Origin of the sequence: Candidatus Enterococcus ikei (assembly GCF_017316105.1) — a bacterium.
GTDB classification, from domain to species: domain Bacteria; phylum Bacillota; class Bacilli; order Lactobacillales; family Enterococcaceae; genus Enterococcus_L; species Enterococcus_L ikei.
Map to the genome: position 1 here is coordinate 19,215 of NZ_JAFLWD010000015.1, position 20,210 is coordinate 39,424.

Annotated in this window: 24 protein-coding genes; 6 read left to right on the forward strand and 18 right to left on the reverse strand. The window is 36.3% G+C overall.

Translation table 11 applies throughout. The features are described from left to right. Positions 1-79: 79 nt before the first annotated feature. The 3 genes from JZO69_RS06935 to JZO69_RS06945 all read left to right on the forward strand — a co-directional run bounded on the left by JZO69_RS06935 (position 80) and on the right by JZO69_RS06945 (position 1,894). Positions 80-832, forward strand: a complete 753-nt coding sequence (locus JZO69_RS06935; protein WP_207112167.1) for a threonine/serine exporter family protein — start codon at positions 80-82, stop codon at positions 830-832. Between the two features lie 72 nt (positions 833-904). After that, positions 905-1,378 (forward strand): threonine/serine exporter family protein, encoded by a 474-nt coding sequence (locus JZO69_RS06940; RefSeq protein ID WP_207112168.1) that lies wholly within the window; start codon positions 905-907, stop codon positions 1,376-1,378. Positions 1,379-1,465: 87 nt separating this feature from the next. After that, the gene (locus JZO69_RS06945) at positions 1,466-1,894 is read left to right on the forward strand and encodes an N-acetyltransferase (RefSeq protein ID WP_207112169.1); all 429 of its coding nucleotides are present in this window, start codon (positions 1,466-1,468) and stop codon (positions 1,892-1,894) included. 49 nt (positions 1,895-1,943) lie between these two features. Here the strand turns inward: JZO69_RS06945 and JZO69_RS06950 are convergent, their stop codons facing one another. From JZO69_RS06950 to yycF, 7 genes are all read right to left on the reverse strand, one after another. Then, entirely contained in the window at positions 1,944-2,783 is an 840-nt protein-coding gene (locus tag JZO69_RS06950; RefSeq protein ID WP_207112170.1) for a TIGR03943 family putative permease subunit, read from the reverse strand. 13 nt (positions 2,784-2,796) lie between these two features. Further along, positions 2,797-3,705, reverse strand: coding sequence for a permease (locus JZO69_RS06955; RefSeq protein ID WP_207112171.1), 909 nt, complete (start codon positions 3,703-3,705; stop codon positions 2,797-2,799). A gap of 247 nt (positions 3,706-3,952) precedes the next feature. Then, positions 3,953-4,759 (reverse strand): MBL fold metallo-hydrolase, encoded by an 807-nt coding sequence (locus JZO69_RS06960; protein WP_207112172.1) that lies wholly within the window; start codon positions 4,757-4,759, stop codon positions 3,953-3,955. Positions 4,760-4,809: 50 nt separating this feature from the next. Next, positions 4,810-5,694, reverse strand: a complete 885-nt coding sequence (locus JZO69_RS06965) for a two-component system regulatory protein YycI (RefSeq protein ID WP_207112173.1) — start codon at positions 5,692-5,694, stop codon at positions 4,810-4,812. Then, positions 5,694-7,004, reverse strand: a complete 1,311-nt coding sequence (locus JZO69_RS06970) for a YycH family regulatory protein (protein WP_207112174.1) — start codon at positions 7,002-7,004, stop codon at positions 5,694-5,696. The genes JZO69_RS06965 and JZO69_RS06970 overlap by 1 nt, the downstream gene beginning before the upstream one ends. Then, complete coding sequence (walK, locus tag JZO69_RS06975; protein WP_207112175.1) at positions 7,001-8,830, reverse strand: cell wall metabolism sensor histidine kinase WalK; 1,830 nt, start codon at positions 8,828-8,830, stop codon at positions 7,001-7,003. Before walK ends, JZO69_RS06970 begins: the two co-directional genes overlap by 4 nt. A gap of 6 nt (positions 8,831-8,836) precedes the next feature. Beyond that, positions 8,837-9,541: a response regulator YycF gene (gene yycF, locus JZO69_RS06980; RefSeq protein WP_010764627.1), complete on the reverse strand. Its 705-nt coding sequence runs from the start codon at positions 9,539-9,541 to the stop codon at positions 8,837-8,839. A 188-nt stretch (positions 9,542-9,729) separates the two neighbouring features. Here yycF and JZO69_RS06985 point away from each other — a divergent pair, with 188 nt between their 5' ends. Then, a complete protein-coding gene (locus tag JZO69_RS06985; RefSeq protein ID WP_207112176.1) occupies positions 9,730-10,689 on the forward strand; it encodes a S66 family peptidase in 960 nt (319 codons plus the stop codon). Positions 10,690-10,734: 45 nt separating this feature from the next. On the opposite strand, the gene JZO69_RS06990 is transcribed toward JZO69_RS06985, so the two are convergent. Then, positions 10,735-11,118, reverse strand: coding sequence for a MerR family transcriptional regulator (locus tag JZO69_RS06990; protein WP_347401577.1), 384 nt, complete (start codon positions 11,116-11,118; stop codon positions 10,735-10,737). Positions 11,119-11,271: 153 nt separating this feature from the next. Here JZO69_RS06990 and JZO69_RS06995 point away from each other — a divergent pair, with 153 nt between their 5' ends. Continuing rightward, positions 11,272-12,039, forward strand: coding sequence for an SDR family NAD(P)-dependent oxidoreductase (locus JZO69_RS06995; protein ID WP_207112177.1), 768 nt, complete (start codon positions 11,272-11,274; stop codon positions 12,037-12,039). Positions 12,040-12,120: 81 nt separating this feature from the next. Here JZO69_RS06995 and JZO69_RS07000 read toward each other — a convergent pair whose 3' ends face one another. The 8 genes from JZO69_RS07000 to JZO69_RS07035 all read right to left on the reverse strand — a co-directional run bounded on the left by JZO69_RS07000 (position 12,121) and on the right by JZO69_RS07035 (position 18,871). Continuing rightward, positions 12,121-12,786 carry an MIP/aquaporin family protein gene (locus tag JZO69_RS07000; RefSeq protein ID WP_207112178.1) on the reverse strand — a complete coding sequence of 222 codons (666 nt, stop codon included), beginning with the start codon at positions 12,784-12,786 and terminating at the stop codon, positions 12,121-12,123. Between the two features lie 195 nt (positions 12,787-12,981). Further along, positions 12,982-13,839, reverse strand: coding sequence for a DegV family protein (locus tag JZO69_RS07005; RefSeq protein WP_207112179.1), 858 nt, complete (start codon positions 13,837-13,839; stop codon positions 12,982-12,984). Further along, entirely contained in the window at positions 13,832-14,401 is a 570-nt protein-coding gene (locus tag JZO69_RS07010) for a DUF1836 domain-containing protein (RefSeq protein WP_207112180.1), read from the reverse strand. Before JZO69_RS07010 ends, JZO69_RS07005 begins: the two co-directional genes overlap by 8 nt. Before the next feature lie 146 nt (positions 14,402-14,547). Continuing rightward, entirely contained in the window at positions 14,548-15,192 is a 645-nt protein-coding gene (locus JZO69_RS07015; protein WP_207112181.1) for a MarR family winged helix-turn-helix transcriptional regulator, read from the reverse strand. 179 nt (positions 15,193-15,371) lie between these two features. Next, positions 15,372-16,019, reverse strand: a complete 648-nt coding sequence (locus JZO69_RS07020) for a TIGR01906 family membrane protein (protein ID WP_207112182.1) — start codon at positions 16,017-16,019, stop codon at positions 15,372-15,374. A 1-nt stretch (position 16,020) separates the two neighbouring features. After that, positions 16,021-16,791 carry a TIGR01457 family HAD-type hydrolase gene (locus JZO69_RS07025; RefSeq protein ID WP_207112183.1) on the reverse strand — a complete coding sequence of 257 codons (771 nt, stop codon included), beginning with the start codon at positions 16,789-16,791 and terminating at the stop codon, positions 16,021-16,023. 6 nt (positions 16,792-16,797) lie between these two features. Beyond that, positions 16,798-17,457: a YutD family protein gene (locus JZO69_RS07030; protein ID WP_207112184.1), complete on the reverse strand. Its 660-nt coding sequence runs from the start codon at positions 17,455-17,457 to the stop codon at positions 16,798-16,800. Between the two features lie 34 nt (positions 17,458-17,491). Continuing rightward, positions 17,492-18,871 (reverse strand): bifunctional metallophosphatase/5'-nucleotidase, encoded by a 1,380-nt coding sequence (locus JZO69_RS07035; RefSeq protein ID WP_207112185.1) that lies wholly within the window; start codon positions 18,869-18,871, stop codon positions 17,492-17,494. Between the two features lie 91 nt (positions 18,872-18,962). Between JZO69_RS07035 and JZO69_RS07040 the strand changes: the two genes are divergently transcribed. Next, positions 18,963-19,433, forward strand: coding sequence for a methylated-DNA--[protein]-cysteine S-methyltransferase (locus JZO69_RS07040; protein WP_207112186.1), 471 nt, complete (start codon positions 18,963-18,965; stop codon positions 19,431-19,433). A gap of 86 nt (positions 19,434-19,519) precedes the next feature. On the opposite strand, the gene JZO69_RS07045 is transcribed toward JZO69_RS07040, so the two are convergent. Both JZO69_RS07045 and JZO69_RS07050 read right to left on the reverse strand, forming a co-directional pair. Continuing rightward, complete coding sequence (locus tag JZO69_RS07045) at positions 19,520-19,942, reverse strand: Asp23/Gls24 family envelope stress response protein (RefSeq protein ID WP_207112187.1); 423 nt, start codon at positions 19,940-19,942, stop codon at positions 19,520-19,522. A gap of 27 nt (positions 19,943-19,969) precedes the next feature. Continuing rightward, complete coding sequence (locus JZO69_RS07050; RefSeq protein WP_207112188.1) at positions 19,970-20,203, reverse strand: DUF2273 domain-containing protein; 234 nt, start codon at positions 20,201-20,203, stop codon at positions 19,970-19,972. Positions 20,204-20,210: the final 7 nt, after the last annotated feature.

Consider the following 20,210-nt stretch of genomic DNA (forward strand, 5'->3'; position numbering starts at 1 on the left):
TCTCATGCTATTTTTTAAAGCGAATATCAACTATACTAATCATAGATAATACGATATCACTAAAGAGTGAGGTAAATAAATGACAACTATAGATATAGAAAAAGTCTTAGAAACTTGTTTATTAGCAGGGAAAATCATGCTGGAAAGTGACGCTGAAATGTATCGAGTCGAGGACACTATGAGTCGCATCGCTTTAGCCTCAGGCGATTATCGCTTAGTCAGCTATGTTACGCAAACCGGACTTTTCGTCGGATTAGACGGCACTTCAACCATTCGAATGGTTCAGATTTTAAATAGATCGATCAATTTGGAAAAAGTCTCACGCATCAATCAACTTTCTAGAGAATATGTGTCTGGATTTTTCACACTTGAAGAACTATTAGAACAATTGAAAGCATTAGAGCAAGAACGGAAATTTTTTCCACTGTGGCTACGTTTTGTTAGTGCTGCGGTTGTGAGCGGTACGATCATGATTTTATTTGGCGGCGTCTGGTCAGATTTGCCATTAACCTGTTTGATTGGAGGATTAGGCTACGGGCTTTATTACTCCAGTTTAAAAGTTTTACGCATCAAGTTTCTCTCCGAATTTATTGCTGCATTTTTCATTGGCTGCGCTGCTCTTTTAAGTAGCCAAATCGGATTAGGGATAAATCAAGATATGATCATTATCGGTTGTGTCATGCCCCTTGTCCCTGGAGTTCAAATGACCAATGCTTTACGCGATTTACTTGCTGGACACTATTTGTCTGGTGTTTCCAGAGGAACAGAAGCAATAATGACGGCTTCGATGATCGGTTTTGCAATTGCCTTTGTTTTTCAATTATTTTATTAATGGTTACTGAAGCTCATCGAGAATATCCGGTCAAATCGCTTTACTATTTAAATTTAAGGAGGTTTACTAGCCATGCTCAATCTACTGGTTCAGTTTTCATTTAGTTTTTTAGCCTCTGCAGCATATGCCATTATTACCAATGTTCCTCGACGTTCACTGATTGCTTGTGGATTATCTGGAGCTTCGGGGTGGATGTTTTATTGGCTTTCAGTGCAAGTAGGCGCTAGCGCTGCACTAGGTTCCTTATTGGGTGCTTTAAGTGTTGCTGCAGTTAGTTTTGTTTGTTCAAAAATATTAAAATTACCCGTTACGATTTTCAACATCCCTGGAATGGTTCCACTCGTTCCTGGAGGACTTGCGTATCAAGCGGTGCGAAATCTAGTTATCGGCAATTATGAAACCGCCGTTTATTCAGCTGTTCAAGCAGTCATGATTGCCGGTGCGATTGCTTTGGGTTTGGTTTTATCTGAAGTACTGAACCATAATATCCGCAACTTTAGAGAAAAACGTGAAATCCTTAGTTTGATCAGAAAAAAAGAAGATTAGTTTTTCTTCATTCATATATTCAGGAGGTGACTAAATGAGTGCGACAACGGTTCTTTCATAAGTTCATTTAGAAAGGATAACAATCATATGATTAAAAAAATAACTCACCTAACAACGAGGGAATTAGAGGAAATCCTAAATATTTGGCTAACGTCTAATATAGAGGCTCATCCTTTTATTCCTGAAAATTATTGGCAGGAAAATCTCAATTTAGTAAGAGAGCAATTACCTCAAGCGGAAATTTATGTCTATCTAAAAAATGATAAAATCATAGCTTTTTTAGGAATGGTTGAAACATATATTGCAGGAATTTTCGTTTACAATTCTTACCGAAGTCAAGGAATCGGTCAACAACTCTTACAGGAAGCTAAAAGTCAGTATAATACATTGACTCTTTCTGTTTATGCCAAAAATCAGAATGCCTTGCATTTTTATCAGAAACAAGGATTTCAACTAGTAAACAAACAAATAGATGCCACCAATGAGTTGGAGTACGAACTGATTTGGAACAAATAACCTTTAACTAAAAAAGCCCTAGCCAATTTTTTTGGCTGGGACTTTTTTATTAAAACGAACGATATACATACTGGTTTTTCGGCTCTTCTACTTTTTTGACTTTCGTCACATCAACAACAGGAATTTCCCGTTTAAATGGCGTATAGTAATCAGAGTGAATCGTTCCAGTAAGTTCCAACCAATCATTATTTTCGAATGATTGACCTGCAGGCATATGTGTCAGTAAGCCAAAAACACCAGAATCAGCAACACAATGAATAATACCAAAACGGAAAACAAACATACCAGGCTGTTCCTTTTGTGTAGAATTAAAAGCAAAGCCCTTATATGTGATCGTCTTTCCGATAAACTCACTAGGGTACGTGTATATCAATTCCATCACTTCTAAGTAATTTTCTTCGGTGACGTCCACGTGATTATCTTTAATATATCTCGTTAGGGCTTGTTTCATCTGTTTATCGTAATCTGTTTTATCAAAATAGATGCTAGTATCTGGTTTTAAGTACTGTGTCTCTACATCAGGATCACCCACAGACTCTTTACTCAAAGGAAAATTAAATCCTTTCGCTTCAACGATCGATGTATCCAAACTAATAGTTGGAAACATAAATCCAACAACCAAAGGTAGAGATAATAAAAGATACGCGATTCCTCGTTGATAAGGTTTAGTCAACCCGTGGTCGTGATCATGCTCATGATGCTCTGTCGACGTTTTGTCCGCTTCTTTATTCCAAAGAATCAGTTGAACGATTGCTAAAATAAACGAAAGTATCATCGATAAAATCGCTAAATAGCCGTAATGTACATTTATATATTGATTTAGTCTTCCCGATACTTGCAAATACATCATCAGCATTGTATATCCAATTAAAATCAAAAATCGAATCATTCGTCTTCCCTCCTTAGATTGCTAGCGCATAAAGACTGACAACAACTGTAACTATTCCAACAAATTTTAACATAAATGACGTTTTGAAATAACGTTTCATCATCAATAAATTCTTGATATCCACCATAGGTCCGAATACAAGAAAACCTACCACTGGTCCACTACCAAACAAGCTTAACAATGAAGAACCAATAAATGCATCTGCTTCAGAACACAATGACAAGGTTGCCGCTAAAATAAGCATGACCAAGATAGCTAAAATTTTTGTATGCCCAAGTTGTAAAATGGCACCTGTCGGTAAATATGTTTGCATTCCAGCCGCTAAAAGAGAACCGAAAATCAAGTAACGTCCTGAATCAAAAAACTCATCAATTCCATGTGTTAAAACAGACCAATATTTATGTTTAAGTGTTTTATTCTCATGTTCATGCTGATGCACATGATCTATTGCACACGTAGTATCCATACCTGTTTTATGTAAAATAGGCTCTTTATTGATATACGCTAGCCAAACACCAACAACTAAAGCTACTAACATACTTCCCAAGACACGCCAAATAACAAATTTAATCGAGTTACTAAAAGCGATATACGTAGAAAAAAGAACAATCGGATTAATGATCGGCGCTGTGATCATAAATGCAAACGCAGTATATGTCGGCACGTCCTTTTTAACAAATTGATGAACGATTGGGACAATTCCGCATTCACAAGAAGGGAAAAAGAACCCCAACAGACTCCCAACAATGATTGATAAAAATTTATTTTTCGGTAATATTTTTTTAACCCGTTCAGGCGTTAAAAACACATGTAACGCTCCTGATATCACACAACCAAGCATGACAAACGGCAAAGCTTCAATGACAATTGACAAAAAAATAGTACCCATCTGCAAAACTGAATGAGGTAAAAACTGAAACATCTAATTCCTCCTACTGTTAAAACACCACCGACAAAAACAGCTTTTTCGATGACTCTTTTAACATTCAAAAATATAGTTAACTATACTGCACCCCTTGAAAAAAAACAAGATAAGTCAGAATTTATTAAAACATATATAAGATATTCCTCATGAAACAAAAAAGAAGCAGACAAAACTATCAATCAGCTTTGCCGCTCCCTATCATCTAAACAGATAAATCATGATACACTTTTTAGACTACGCTCACTTAAATCGCAAATAATTCTGATGCCGATTCAGGATCTGTATCATAGACATTAAAATCAAAATTAACCCCTAATCCTTTTTCAGCTAAAATCGATTCCATTGCCATTCTTGCATGTTCTTTCGTATTGTTTTCTTTACTTAAATGCCCTAAATAAATTCGTTTAGTATGGTTTCCGATCACATCAGCCATCGTCAAAGCACCGTCATCATTGGATAAATGTCCTTTATCTCCGAGAATTCGCTGTTTTAAGCTCCACGGATAAGGACCCATCCGTAAAATCTCTAGCTCGTGGTTACTTTCGATCAAATAAGCATCTGCATCCTTGATCGTTCCTCGAACATGATCACTACAATAGCCAGTATCCGTCAGCATCACAAATGAACGATTATCTTTGAAGAAACGATAAAATTGTGGCGCTGCTGCATCATGAGAAACACCAAAGCTTTCGATATCCATATCACCAAAAGTTAACACTTTTCCCATATCAAAGATGTGTTTTTGCTCAACAGCAACATTTCCGATCATAGGATTCATTGCCGCCCAGGTTTTTTCATTCGCATATACATCTAATTTATATTTTCTAGCAAGTACACCTACTCCATGAATATGATCACGATGCTCATGTGTCACTAATATAGCATCTAGATCTTCTGGTTTACGATCCACTTCTGCCAGTAAAGAAGTAATTTTTTTCCCGCTCAGCCCAGCATCTACAAGCAGCTTTTTGTTCTCTGTCTCAATATAAAGGGAATTGCCTGTACTACCGCTAGCAAGAATGCTGATGTTAAACGCTTTTTCTTGACTCATTATTTTATTCGCTTCCCTTCTTTAGTCTACAGCTACTTATTATACAACCATCACGAATGATTTTCCACCTTTGGTACCGTATTATTTGTGATAATCGTATTGCTCATTGCATTCACTTGTTCGATCTGTAAATTACTTTCACTGGACTTGATCCCCACAAACCATACAGGAACATAAACATTTTTTTCACGGATTTTATATATTCTTGTATACGCTAATTCTATAAAGTTGATTTTCGAATTACTTGGGATTTTATTATTGATATACAAGGTTTCAATTGCATCACGCTCTGAAAATAAATCCATCTTATCCCGTAATTCTTCAATGCCTTGAATATGTGTTTGTGTGTATTTGTAGATTTTGTGTATGCCGTCCGCTTCATCTGATTTTTCCAATTTTAATGAAATTTGAGCAGTATCATCTTTAAAAGGGATATTCTTATAACTTTGAGAAACAATCGCTTCTGGAAATTCTCCTTCTAAACTAGAAAAGTTGGATAGATAATGATACTCATTGCCAAACAGAACACTGTCTTTGTCATTCAAAAATGCTTCTAATGATTTTCTGGTATTCTTTTCATCAATAAAATAACTGGTCTGCGCATAATTCATTTGAGGATAAACAGTCAAAGAATTATCGATCATTTCAATTCCGTTTTTAAAGAAATTACGATCTCTGGTTTCCCGTTCTTTTTGAATAGCATCATAAAAGTTTGTTTGCTCACCGCTCAGGTAATAGCCTTCCATCTTATCACCAGACAGCGTTCCTTTATACGTAATTCCATCTTTTCCCAAACGCTTTTCAATACTATCTGTCTGATCCGAGAAAGAAACGTTATTTTCTTCTTTTAGTCCTTCTTGATAAATACCAAACAGGAACATATTTAATCCTAAAAAGGCGAGGAAAAAAATCCATTCAATTCGTTTGAAGTCCATTATTCCACCTCCAAATTCGCCAGTTTTTCTAGTAATTCACGCTCTGGATACCATTTATTATCATAGCGAATATACCATTCTGGAGTGAGGTCAACAACCTGTGTGATTTCTTCGATTTTATGCCACGTATAGCCGATCATCATTGAATTGATTTTCGTCTGGTCAGCCCCATTTATAATTAATTGGTTTAATAAACTTTCAGTACTTTTCAAAACAACTTCGTCTTCTGAGGGAATTGGTACTTGAATCGTATCTACACTTGTTTCGATTACAACATTGGTTGTTTCTGCTTTATCGTTTCCGACTGTAACACGGACTTGTCCTTTATCATTTTCGCTAAAGACTGGGAAGCCTTCTACAAACGTTCGATAGTTGATTTCAGAATCACTTCGATCAAAGTAACGAATATTCCCCATATTTGTACCTAATTTTTTAACGTAATTAAAACTGTCTGAATAAATATTATCTTCAGCTGTCCGAGCTGTTAATTCGCCATTAAAATGAATCGTTCCAAGTTTTTCTTCTGCAATCAATCGCTCATTGCCGCTAGTATAGGATAAATCCTTGCTATCTTCATTTGTTTGGATATCGTCAGTATTCGCGAAAAAAGCATTGCGAAACTTAGTAACTGGCTGAGAAGCCAAAATATAGCTATATTTTTTCATTTTTAAATCATCAGACAAATAATAGTGCTTTCCAGCAACCGCCTGCTGATCAGAAATTTGATTGTATTGAGTACCGACCCGATTCATCAGTGTTAGAACTTTTTCCTTATCAATTGAAATCGGCGCTTCATAAACATCTTTGCGGATGAAATCCAAGAAACGAATTTTATTTTGATTTAAATCAACTTGGATACATGTAAAGAAGATATCCTCACCATCATTGATACCTGTTAAATCAAGGTCTAGCTTATATACAGAAATATATTCACTTAACAAAAATTGTCCTTCATACAACAATTCAAATCCTTTATCCATCGATAAATATTTTTCAAACTGCTCTGAATTCCCCTGCACAATTCGATCTAATTTTCCAAAGGTACTATGCTTGATTTCGTTTTGAACATTCGTGATTAAATTCTCACTATTGTTCATTTCAGATTTACCATCTTGCATCCGAACTAAACGTAATGGCAAAAATACATCTGTATCGATTCGTTCGTTCACTACAGTTGTAGCAAGCTTAGGATCACTTGGAACTGGTTGTTCTTTCTTAGATGAACTGACCCAGATACTCATTGAAAAATACAAACTGAGTAGCACTAAAAAAACCAACCCGATCCGTACGATTTTCTCCATTATTTTCATTCCCACCAATCCTCCTCATAAGGTTCATAAGGTAAGGAAATATAAAAGGTAGAACCCTGACCTTCCTGACTTTCCACCCAAATAGCGCCATTGTGTGCTTTAACAACTTCTCTTGAGATGGCTAAACCAAGTCCAGTACCGCCCTGTTCACGAGCTCGTGCTTTATCTACGCGATAAAAGCGCTCAAATACTTTATTAACATCTTTTTTAGGAATTCCCAAGCCTTGATCGGTTACGCTGAATACTACATTATTATGTGTTTCCAGTAAACGACAAGTGATTTCTCCGCCATCTGGAGAATATTTGATGGCATTGTTTAAGATATTATCTAAAACTTGGATTACCTTATCAGTATCTAATTCCACCCATAAATCACGTTTGGTAAACTCACGATGAATGGTGTAGTTTTTATCATTAGCTTCAACCATCATATCAAAACGATCCAGTACAAAATTGATCAATTCATTAAAATTCACATACTCTAATTGTAGTTCGCTATTTCCAGAATCCATTCTTGAGAGATTCAGCAGGTCGTTGATCATTCGAATCATCCGATCTGTCTCTTCCAAAGTCACGTTCAGAAAATTCGGAGCAATCTCAGGATTCTCCCAAGCCCCTTCACTTAATGCTTCAATGTAACTTCGCATACTGGTTAAAGGTGTGCGTAATTCATGAGATACGTTAGATACGAATTCCCGTCGTTCACGCTCATTTTTTTCTTGTTCTGTTACATCATGAAGCACACAAACAAGCCCAGTTATAAAACCAGATTCCCGACGAATCATTGCAAAATCTACACGAATGATCATCTGATCTTCTTCCAGTGATGATAATGAACGATCGATCAAAATCTCTTCTGGCTCTTCCAATAATTTCCGTAATGTATAGTCTGTTTCGATATCTAAAAGTTCTAATAAAGAAGAACCAATCACATCTTCATCTTTCACATTCAATAAAGAAAGCGCCATTTCATTGATTGTGATAACTTTTCCTCGTCTATCGGTTGCAATAACGCCATCGGTCATATGAGCCAACACACTATCTAATCGATTACGCTCAGCTTCCATTGTTTCTTGTGCTTCTTCGATCCGTTCCGATAGTTGATTAAATGTTTCAGCTAGCTGTCCTAGTTCATCTTTACCATAGACTTGAACCTTGCCACTATAATCGCCTCTAGCAATTCGCAGTGCCTGTTCTCTCATTTCACCGATCGGTTGAGTAATCGATCTGGCAATCAAGAGTGTAACAATAATTGAAATCGCTCCAGCAATAACTGACGCAGTAAAAAATATCCGGGCAGTATCAGTAATTTCCTGATACTTCCCTTCAATATTACTTTTAACGTAAAGAACCCCGATGACTGTGTCGCCAGTCGGGGATTGGATAGGCTGAACATTGATATATACACGCTTATCTTTATCCATTGCTGAATATTTTTTAGCGCTAAAGTCATTTAAGTCACGATAATCATTTTTCTTTCCGATGATTCCTTGTTGATTTAAGTCACTCGTCGCACGCACAATGCCTTTATCATCTACGATACGGGCTTCAATTGTTTCAGGAGCAGAGAAATCGCTCAAGGTTTTCTTAAGATTGGCATCGATCTCTGTGCGATCTTGATCCTTTTCGCCTAGTTTAGTACTCAACGTACTTGCCAGCTGAATGACCTGTGAGTCAACATTCTTTTTATAATCATTGATTGTTGTTGATTCTAGCTCCCTAATAAAATAGCCACCAATGATTTGGATCGCGATCAACAGTAATAAGATAAAGGATAAGGCAATCTTAAAGTTTACAGACTGAAAAAAGTGAACCTTTTTCTTCATAACTCACTACTCCTGTTCAGGGTTTCGAAGATAATACCCCACACCACGTCGTGTGACTAAGTATGTCGGATGACTTGGACTGTCTTCGATTTTCTCTCTTAAACGGCGAACAGTTACATCGACTGTGCGGACATCTCCAAAATAATCATAACCCCAAACGGTCTGTAATAAATGTTCGCGTGTCATCACTTGTCCAATATGTTTAGCTAAATAATATAATAACTCAAACTCACGATGAGTCAGTTCAATTTTACTACCACGTTTGGATACCATATATGCATCTGGATGGATCGTTAAATCACCGATCGTCAATTCTGATTGAGTTGTTGATTCTGCTTCTTTAGCACTTGTAGCACCACGGCGTAAATTTGCCTTCACTCTGGCAACAAGTTCACGATTAGAAAACGGCTTAGTCACATAATCATCTGCACCTAGTTCCAAGCCTAAAACTTTATCGATCTCAGAATCTTTAGCAGTCACCATAATAATCGGCATATCATAAGTTTTACGGACTTCTCTGGCTACTTCCAGACCATCCATTTTTGGTAACATCAAATCAAGAATAATTAAATCCGGTTCTACTTCTTTCACTTTTTCAACGGCTTCTTCACCATCGTACGCCGTAAAAACTTCGTATCCTTCTTTCGTAAGGTTGTATTTCACAATTTCCGAAATTGGCTTTTCATCGTCTACAACTAATATTTTCTTCATATAAGAGGCACCTCTTTTTTCTTTTGTCTTTTCGTAGTCTAACTATATTCTCCTTCATTATACCTTATTTTGTCCACTGTTTCATCTTTGACAAAAGTCTCCTTACTTATTCTTATCTATATCTTGCAAAAATCAAGGTTTTCTGACTATAATTGAGTATAAGTTTTATTAAAAAGGAAGCGATAAAAATGAAAGCACCTCGATTACAAGCAGGTGATGAGATTCGAGTCATTGCGCCATCTAGCAGCTTTTCTCGTTTAACAGATCTAGGCATTAAATCTGCTGTTAAAAGATTAACAGATTTAGGTTTTACTGTTACTTTTTCAGCGCATACGGATGAACAAGATATTCTTGGTTCGTCTTCTATCATGAGCCGCGTGAAAGATTTACATGAAGCTTTTTCAGATGAAAATGTTAAAGGAATTTTGACAGCGATCGGTGGGTTCAATAGTAATGAACTCTTGCCTTATCTTGATTTTGCATTAATCAAACGTCATCCAAAAGTTTTTTGCGGTTATAGTGACATCACAGCTTTATGCAATGCTATCACAGCTAAAACCAAATTATTGACCTATGTTGGTCCTCATTTTTCTAGTTTTCAAATGGATGAGCTGCAAGATTATCAAACCGAAACTTTTTTACAAGCCACAACAGATGAACAAGCCTTTGAGGTATCTGCTTCTGAATCATGGAGCCAAGATGAGTGGTATTTACCCGATCCTAAACGAAGGTTATTTGCGAATGATTGGAAAGTTTATAGTCATTCAAAACCCGTGACCGGAACTTGTTACGGCGGAAATTTAGGAACCTTTCAGCTACTTTTCGGTACTCGCTTTTTACCAAATCTGGAACGTTCTATTTTATTCGTTGAAAATGCTGAGGAAAATGACTACCATGATTTCGCTCGTGGCTTAGCTTCGTTACTGCAAGTCGTGAAACATCCACAGGCTTTATTGATCGGACGCTTCCCGAAAGAAACTGAAATGACAGAAGAACGTCTTTTAGCCATTTTGGCAAAATATCCTTTATTACGAGAAATACCGGTGATTTATGATATGAACTTTGGTCATACCCAACCAATTTTTACGATTCCGATCGGGGATCAGGCCACCGTTGACACAGCTCAGAAAAAAATTACCTTTTTTTAAACAGAAAGCCTCTAATAGAGACTTCACAAATAAGTGAAGCAAACATTAGAGACTTTCTTTTTTATATTCTTTTTCCAATTGTTCATACAACGTAATTTTATTATCCAGTAACTCTAAATGACTTTTGGTTTTGTCATATTCAGCCATAATTTTTATTCGATGGTTTAATAATAAATTTTTACGCTCAGTAATCGTTGAATCCCCTAGGCTTCTCAGTTGAGTGTATCGTTTGATTTCTTTTAAAGAGATACCGGTATTTTTTAACTTATTCACGAATTTCGCCCACTCAAGCTCTTCCTCTCCATAAACACGATAATTATGTTCATCTCTAGATGGTTTAATCAATCCCTCTTTTTCATAATAGCGCAGTGTATGTTCACTGATATCAATCTTTTTTGCAAATTCACTAATCGTGTAAATTTTTTTCACATCCTTTCTAAATTTCCCCTTGCTTTAGAGTAGACTCTAAACCTTATACTTCGATTGTACCATCAAGCTTCGTTTTTATCATTAGCTCATTTTATAAGGAAATAAGTTTATTGTATTTAGCTTTAAAATCATTAAATAATAGGAGGAATCAGTATGAAGTACACAGTAATCACAGGGGCAAGTTCAGGAATTGGTTTGGAAACGGCAAAAGAATTCGGGAATCTCGGGAAAAATTTGATTTTAGTTGCTCGTAGAGAAGATCGCTTGGATCGCTTAAAGAAGGAAATTCTGTCCAAACATCCAACACTTGAGATCCTGACTAAAACAGTCGATTTGTCCCAAAGCAAAAATGTGTTGGCTCTTTACAATTCTCTAAAAGGATATGATATTGAAACATGGATCAATAATGCTGGTTTTGGCTACTATCATTCAGTAGCTGATCAAGATTTAGAGAAAGTTAGTCAAATGCTACATTTAAACATTGAAGCTTTGACTTTATTATCCTCTCTTTATGTCACAGACTATCAAGACAAAGAAAATGCGCAGTTGATCAATATTTCTTCTGCTGGCGGATATAGAAATGTCTCTAATGCTGCTACGTATTGCGCTACAAAATTTTATGTAAGTGCCTTTACTGAAGCTATCGCTTTAGAATTGCAAGCAAAAAAAGCCTCACTTAAGGCAAAGATCTTAGCTCCAGCTGCGACTGAAACAGAATTCGCTCAAGTTGCGAATGGGTCAAAATCTTACGATTATACCAAAGGTTTTACCACATTTCACACAGCAAAAGAAATGGCGCAACTTCTTATTGATCTCTATCAAAGTCAAGAAGTTGTTGGCCTAGTTGACCGCGAGACATTTGAGTTCAATTTATCAGGACCTATTTTTGACCATTATCAAACTGGAATTATCAATTTGTAGTTCTAGCAAAAAAGAATTGAGAAAGGGATATGGCTCGTAGAGTCATATCCCTTTCTCAATTTAATTTTAAAATTTACAAGTCTACTCTTCAGTATCAAGCAAGTATTTACTTACTAAAGCTGCAAGTACACCGCCAATCAGCGGAGCGACAATAAATACCCAAACTTGAGATAACGCTTCTCCACCAACAAAAATTGCTGGTCCTAAACTTCTAGCTGGGTTGACAGATGTACCAGTTAGTGGAATTCCCACTAAATGGATCATTGTTAATGTCAAACCAATCACGATTCCTGCAAGTTTCGCATTGCCTTTTTTGGCACTTGTGACAGTCATGATCACCAAAACAAAAATAAATGTTAAAATAATTTCTACTGTTAAGGCACCAACTGCACTAAAATCACCAAAACCATTTTGGCCTAAGTTCGTTGTCTCTCTTCCTGAGGCATTTAAAATTGATAATAAAGCCAATGAAGCAATCAAACCTCCAACGATTTGTCCTACAATATAATAAATCAAATCCATTGTTGAAATTCGTTTGTTGACCCACATACCCAATGATACTGCTGGATTTAAATGCGCCCCAGATACTGTACCAATGCTATACGCCGCTGCAATGATCGTCAAACCAAATGCTAAAGCGATCCCCGTAGTACCAATACCTTCAATTCCGCCTCCTAAAACAGCAGTCGCTGTACCAAAGAAAACTAAGATAAATGTTCCAAGACATTCTGCAATTGCTTTTTTCATAGATTTCCCTCCCTTCCCTTAATTATTGAACAGATTACCATAATCATAAAAATTTTTATGATAGTTTCAACTAAAATTGAGAGAAAATTTAATGAATAATATCTCAATCTGATTGATACATATAATCATAAGAGGAAAATAAAAAAAATACCAACAAAAAGCATCTAATAAATGTACCTTTGTTGGTATTTACATTTAGTCTAAAAGCTGGATTCCGATTCCTAAAAGACCAGGCCCTGTATGAACAACTAAAGCTGGACTGATCGTACCAAAATAAATTTTTTCTGCTTGGGGAAATTGTTCTTTCAGTTTTTCATAAAAGCTTTCCGCTTCTTCTACTGCTTGTCCTTGGGCAACTGCTAAAACGAATTTCTTATGGTCGCCGACGAAAGCTTTTACTAATTCAAAAGTCTTATCTAAGCTTTTCTTTCTTCCACGCGCTTTTGCTACTGTATGATAGACCCCTTCACCGTTACAAGAAATGATTGGATTTAATTTTAATGCATTCCCTAAGATCGATGCAACTAAGCCAATTCTTCCGCCTTTTTGCAAATATTCAAGTGTAGCAACATTGAAAAAGACTTTGGCTTTCGCTACGTTTGCTGTCAGTGTTGTTTTGATATCCTCCCAAGAAAGACCTGATTCAATCAACTTTGCTGCTTCGATTGCTTGAAGACCACTGCCGATGCCAATATTTTTTGTATCTAAGACAAATGTCTCTAATCCTTCAAACTCTTCTGCAATTAAACGAACCACATTATGTGTTCCGCTCAAACCGCTAGAAATCGTGACCGCTAGAACCTTTTCATATCCATCCGCTTTGATTTTTTCGAAAATTTTTGTGATCGTTTCACCATCTGGTAAAGACGTGCTTGGAATTTCTATTGATAAACGTTCATAAACCTCTTCTGGAGTAATATCCACTTTATCTGTATAAATCCGGTCTTTATAAATAATCTGTAACGGAATCATATACATCCCGTATTGCTCAACTAATTCTTGCGGGACATCTGTTCCTGAATCAACTAATAGGGCAATTTTTTCTTTATTCATTTTTTTGCTCTCCATTTTCTTCTAAATATTTTTGTTCTAATTCAATTACTTTTTCAGTAAATAATTTAGTTGCAAATGATAATGTTGCACCTTTTACGACCATATATTCAACAGGAATAGGTTTGTCAAAAGCTCCGATCGGTTCTTGTCCTAGTGCTTGCGAAACAACTACAGCTAAAGCTGCCTCCTGCTCATCACAAAATAAATTATACGCTTCACGAATACCGACAACAGCACCTTGGAATAGAATTCCCTGTTTGATTTCCGGTATGCTTAGCACTTGCTTTAACAGAGTTATTGCTATTAAAAAAGCTAAATGCTTTTGATTATAACGTTTTTTCTTGGGTGCAGGTATCAGTCCCAATTTCACATAATTATTGACCATCGATGATGTTAGTAATGTGTGTTTTTCTTTTAAAATAACTGGCGATAAATAGCGCTCAACTAGGGTGATCACTTGATCCATGTATAGCTCTATTTCAGGTAATTCATGCCATCTTGGCAAATGAACATCGACCAGTTCCTTTCCCCAAACTTCTAAAGAGGATTTTATTTCATTCACAAGATCCCTCCTTCTACTTACTAAAACAGTTTAACATTTTTTCCAAAAACATTCAATCTAGTTGTTGAAACTAGATTGAAAATAGCAATAAAAAACAAGCTTTCCCATTTGAGAAATCTTGTCCTACCGTATCGAATCAATACTTATTAAAAATCGTTAAACCCATCGTCGTCTTCAGTATTTTGTTTGAACGAATCAAAGCCAAATTTTCCTCTTTTTGGAAAATCAGGTGATCCAAACATATCCCGAGGATCAAATCTCGGATCCATTTTACCAGGACCTCCACCAAAACCACGACCGTGTCCATGTCCGTGACCTCCATGTCTACAACGCATATGCGAACCTCTAAAGTCGCGCTCTTCTTCAGGAATTTCAGCCTCTAATGTTTCGAGTAATTTACTCAAGATGATTTTGAATGATTCTTGTTCTGATTCTGATAATACATCAAAAATCGTTTCTTCTTCTTGCTTACTATTATCAGCTGCTGCCATTCCAGCTTCAGTTAATCGGATTACCATCACACGACGATCGCTTTCCAATGGTTCACGACTGATATAACCGTTTTTCTCCAATTTACCTAATAGCTCACCTAAAGATTGCGGACGCATATCTAACAAGTAAGATAGCTCTTTTTGGGTTGTTTCAGGCTTTAGTTTTAACAGATTTAAAACTCTCCCTTGCCCTCTATGTGGATTACCAAAAGGTCCATGTTCTCTGCGGCGTTTCATAAAATATCTTTGCATCATTGCTTGTAAACTTAGAAACTGTTCCATCAATGTTTGTTCTTCCATGCTTTATTCCTCCATAAAACAGATTTTACATCAGGTACCTTCTTATATTATAAAGGTACCTGTTTTAAATGTCAACATCTTTGAATTAACAAATACAAATCAATTGCACAGCTACCTGTATAATAAAAAAGCTACAAGATCAACTTTTAGAGTCTGATCCTTGTAACTTTTAAAATTCTTTATAATTTTTTTAACTCACGCTTTCCAAAAATAATTCCTATGAAAAAGAATAACTCAAGTAAAACGAAAAACAAAATAAAACTATGCATAAAATATTGTTCCGGCAAAACATTAATGATCGGGTCAGTAGCCGGATCAAATAACCAGTCATCATTATTAAAAAATACCCCATGAAATGCCACAAAAAATTGATCGAATCCAATAGCCATTAAAACACCAAAAAATACTGGAATGATCATTCCCCATTGAAACGGACGAATCAAACGCCACACTCTTTTGGTCTTAATTAAACGGAAAACAAAGATACCGCTTGGAATCACTGTCACGAGTAATACGCCATAACAGAGTAAAAAAAGACGTTTTACTTCATAAAAATGAAATGCTCCACTTTTTGATGATGGAAAATCAGATAATCTCAACGTATGGTTAAAAGGATTATTTAAATAGGCCATCAACTGATCAAAGTTTTTTAGCAATGTTGGCTTGTCCATATCTACGTAGTCTAATATCTTTAATGAATCGATATCAAAAACATATAACAGACGAAAATTAATGGTGATCGTAATGCTCAAAGAGATGATGGTCAAAATCAAACATGCGATACCCGCTCGTTCCAACCAAATCCAGCTTTTTTCTTTTCCACTCATCTTAAAAAATCCAATCATCTAGAGAATCTACAATATATGTTGGTTTTTCAGGTAAATTAGGAACTGCTGATTTTGCCGTAAAGCCAGATAAGACAAGTAAGCTATCGATTCCATTTTGAATACCAGACTGAATATCTGTTTCATAGTTGTCACCAACCATGATCACTTCTTCTTTATCAAGCTGCATAACTTTTAGTGCTTCATTCATTATGATTGCATTGGGTTTACCGATCATGATCGGTGCGGTCTGAGTAGCTGTTTCAATGAGTGAAATAAATGAACCCGCTCCTGGTAGTAAGCCGCGTTCTGTCGGCATACTCTTATCTGGATTAGTACCGATGAACGTTGCACCATTTCTGATACAAAGCGCTGCAGTTGCAAATTTTTCATAAGTGATATCTGTATCTAATCCAACAACCACATAATCAGGTGCTTCTTCATCCCATTCGAAACCAGCAGATAAAATCAAATCCACAAGTCCAGACTCTCCGATCACATACACACGATTGCCTTTACCTTGTTCTTTCATATAGTCAATTGTGGCAAGGCTTGCTGTATATACAGTTTGAGCCGATACATGAATATCAAACTCTTGTGCTAAACGTTCAGCCACTGCATTTGGTGTTTTAGTTGTATTGTTGGTCACAAAAAGAAACGGTAATTTTAATTCCTGCAGACGTTCTATGAATCGTTTTCCTGCTGGAATAACTTCTTTCCCTAAATAAATCGTACCGTCTAAATCAATTAAATATCCTTGGTAATGTTTTTTCACAGATAATTACTCCTCACGTTGACGAATAGTAAATGAACGACCTTTGCTAGCATCTTTCTCTTGTTTACCGATAACTGCTTTTTTTGGTTCAGTTTCTTTACGATTTTTAATCACTGGTTTTGCCTTATTTGTTACAGGTACACGTTTTTCTTCTGTGTGCGCTTGATTTTGGTGGACAGGTTTTTTAGTTGGTTTCTTGCGGCGGGTTTGTTGTTTTTCACGTTTTCCGCCAATTCGTTCAATCACAAAATAAGCACAACCAAAGTTGCAATACTCATATAAATAATCTTCCAGTGTATCAATTCTCTGCTCAGGAGCTGCTTTACGATTTGATTCATTAAAGAATCCTTTCAACCGTAGCTGGTCATATCCCCAATCACCAACAATATAATCATATTTTGAAAGAACATCACTAAAACGTTCTCCTAATCTCTCCGAATCAAATGCTTCTCGATGATTTTTCACTAAAAGATACTGGCGTTCGCTGATCGTCACATGGATATCATCGATGACTGTTACGATTTCGCCTTTTTTCTTTTCCTTGACAGGTTCTTCTTTTATCTCTTCAAGGACAGCTGTGATTTCTTCTGTTAAGGTAGCTGCCGGTTCTTCTTTATGTTTGTTTGGTTTCGTATTTTTGTATGGTTTCTTTACTTTTTCTGTCATTTTTTCACCGCCTAGATTTTATTATACCTTGTTTTTATAGGATTGGATAGTGTGCGTTCAAGTAGTCTCCCAAAACGGTTCGAATAAATTCTGGAAAAATAAATTCCACCTCTCCAGCCAACTCGATCGTTGGGAAAAAAGGGATAAACATAAAATGATCAACCGTGGTAAATGTATACATCTGTTTTAAATCAATCGGCTGATTCTGCCACAAGACTAGCTGTTTTTGCTTATCATAAGAGATGCCATCATAGTAAAGCTCCCCAAAAACCTTACCGCGAAATCCCATTCCCATAATTGGAAATTTGCGTAAATAATCACGATTCTTTTCCATTTCTCTAATCATACGAATGAATTCAGCGCCTGATAGTGTTACACGAATCAAATGCATGGGATGAGGCAACGTTTTATGCAGTTGATCTTGATCAACGATTCCTTTTGGAATATCTGCTAAAAACAAACCGTTGTTTAAAATTGCTGCTTTCGTCCGACCTTTTTCTTTTATAGCTTTTAAAGTAGTTGCGATCAAGGGCTGATCCCCATTTAAATCTACCGACAAAGGCTGAGGAATCTTAGCGATTTGCCTTGACTGTAACAGCTCGTGTCCTAAAACTAAGTAGTTCTCAATTTCTTGTTGATCTTCTGGTAGCTCCTGTAATTCAGCCGTTGGTATTGCTTCAGCTGTACTATGGATGATCTGACCATTCTCAATTCTCAAATGAACTTCACCAATGTAATAGCCAAATTTGCCAGCCGCTGAAAGTTGGGTATTATTGATCTTTTCCCCGTGTTTGAACAGGTGATGTGTATGTGAACCCAGCAATACATTGATTTCAGGAAATTCGTTAGCGATTTTGAGATCCTCGTCGATCCCTAAATGACTCATTAAAAGCAATACATCACATTTTTGCTGTACTTCTCTGATCAACCCCGGTAATACCTCTTTTGTCGAACGAATGTCCCAACCATTAGGATTGTATGTTAAAGGAAATGGTGCGGTCAATGCAATCAAACCGATCTTTGTTTTTCCTTTTGTTTCTATGATTTTGTATGCGCTCGCCCAATCAGGCGCTTTCTTTGTTTTTAAATCAAATAGATTTCCTAATAAGACCTCGAAATTACCATGATCGTATAGATGATTCAGCTGTTCTTTAGAATTGCCGATGCCTTCATTATTGCCGATCGTCGCTGCATCATAATGCACTTGATTCATCAACTCGACATTGGCTTGGCCGTCTGTTGCTTCTGTCAATGGATGCCAGCGATCAATAAAATCACCTAAGTCAACCGTCACAACAGTTTTCCCAGCTTTTGAGTATTGTTGTTTTTGGCTGATTAAATAGCGTCTGATTTTTGGCCAATTTTCCAAATGTGAATGTAAATCGTTGGTATGTAAGATGACGACTTCTTCCATCGTCTCGCCCCCAATTTTAGTATATAAAAATATAGTACCACACTTCTAGATGAAGTATAATAAAGTAACTGCACAATAAAAGGAGAAAAAGATGAAAATTAATGGACCTTTTGGCTCAATTTGGTTAGATGCGGATGACAAAGGATTGACGACACTTTCTTTTTACGAGATCGATGATCATCAAACAAACCAGTTTACCAAACAAGCCGCCGAAGAACTTTCAGATTATTTTTCAGGAAAACGAACGTTTTTTACTGTTCCTTTATCCATTCATAGCGGCACGGACTTTCAGAGAAGAGTTTGGAATGCCTTGTCCCAGATTCCTTATGGTGAAACTCGTAGCTATCTAGAGATTGCCCAAGCTGTTGATTCACCGAAAGCTGTTCGAGCAATTGGTCAGGCTAATAGTAAAAATCCCATCCCAATCATTGTTCCTTGTCATCGAGTGATCGGTAAAAATGGAAAATTAACAGGCTATTTGGGCAGTTCTGAACATGAGGGGCTTAATATTAAAAAATTTCTCTTACATGTAGAAAATGTCCCATTAATCGAAAAAAAATAAAAAAAGATGGAAAACAAAACGGTAGTCGTTTTGTTTTCCACTTTTTTCGTTGTTGTTAAATAGAATGAAGCTTACCCTAAAAAATATTAATTACTACCTTTATTATCCTCACTGTCTTTACCGCGATATTTCTCTAAATATTGTTCGTTGGTCATTACATCGTCAACATTCATATTGAACTCTACAAGATCTAATCCTGTCATATAATGAACAGCTTCTTTTACTTTTTCAACAGCTTGATCAAAAACGCTAGCAATCGCAACATCATATTTGCATATTACAGATACATCAACTGCCACTTGTTTAGTACCAACTTCCACATCGATCCCTTTAGTAATATCTTCATTATCTCTGAAACGATCTGCAAAATCTGTAAAAAGGTTGCCGCTCAGTCCTAAAATACCATCAATATCTGAAATAACAATACCTACGATTTTTTTGATCACTACATCATCAAACGTCAATTTTGCCTTCATTCCACCGTTATTATTCTGTACTTCCTCTACCATCTGCATTCGCTCCTTCAAAATAATTTTTTAAATTCCTATCATAGATCTTACTGTATCTATCAAGGAATAAATATCCAAATCTTCATCGCGCATTTTCCCGATAGTATAACCTACCGCTGCAAAAATCAATAAGACAAGTGTTTTCCAAAAACCAATCAGTAATAAAAGTAAGGCTAGTAGGAAAAACAACGTTGTCCAAATAATCCGGAAGCGATAAGGTTTTAGCTCTTTAGCCCATCGTTCTTTTTTCTCTTGATCCATTGTTTTC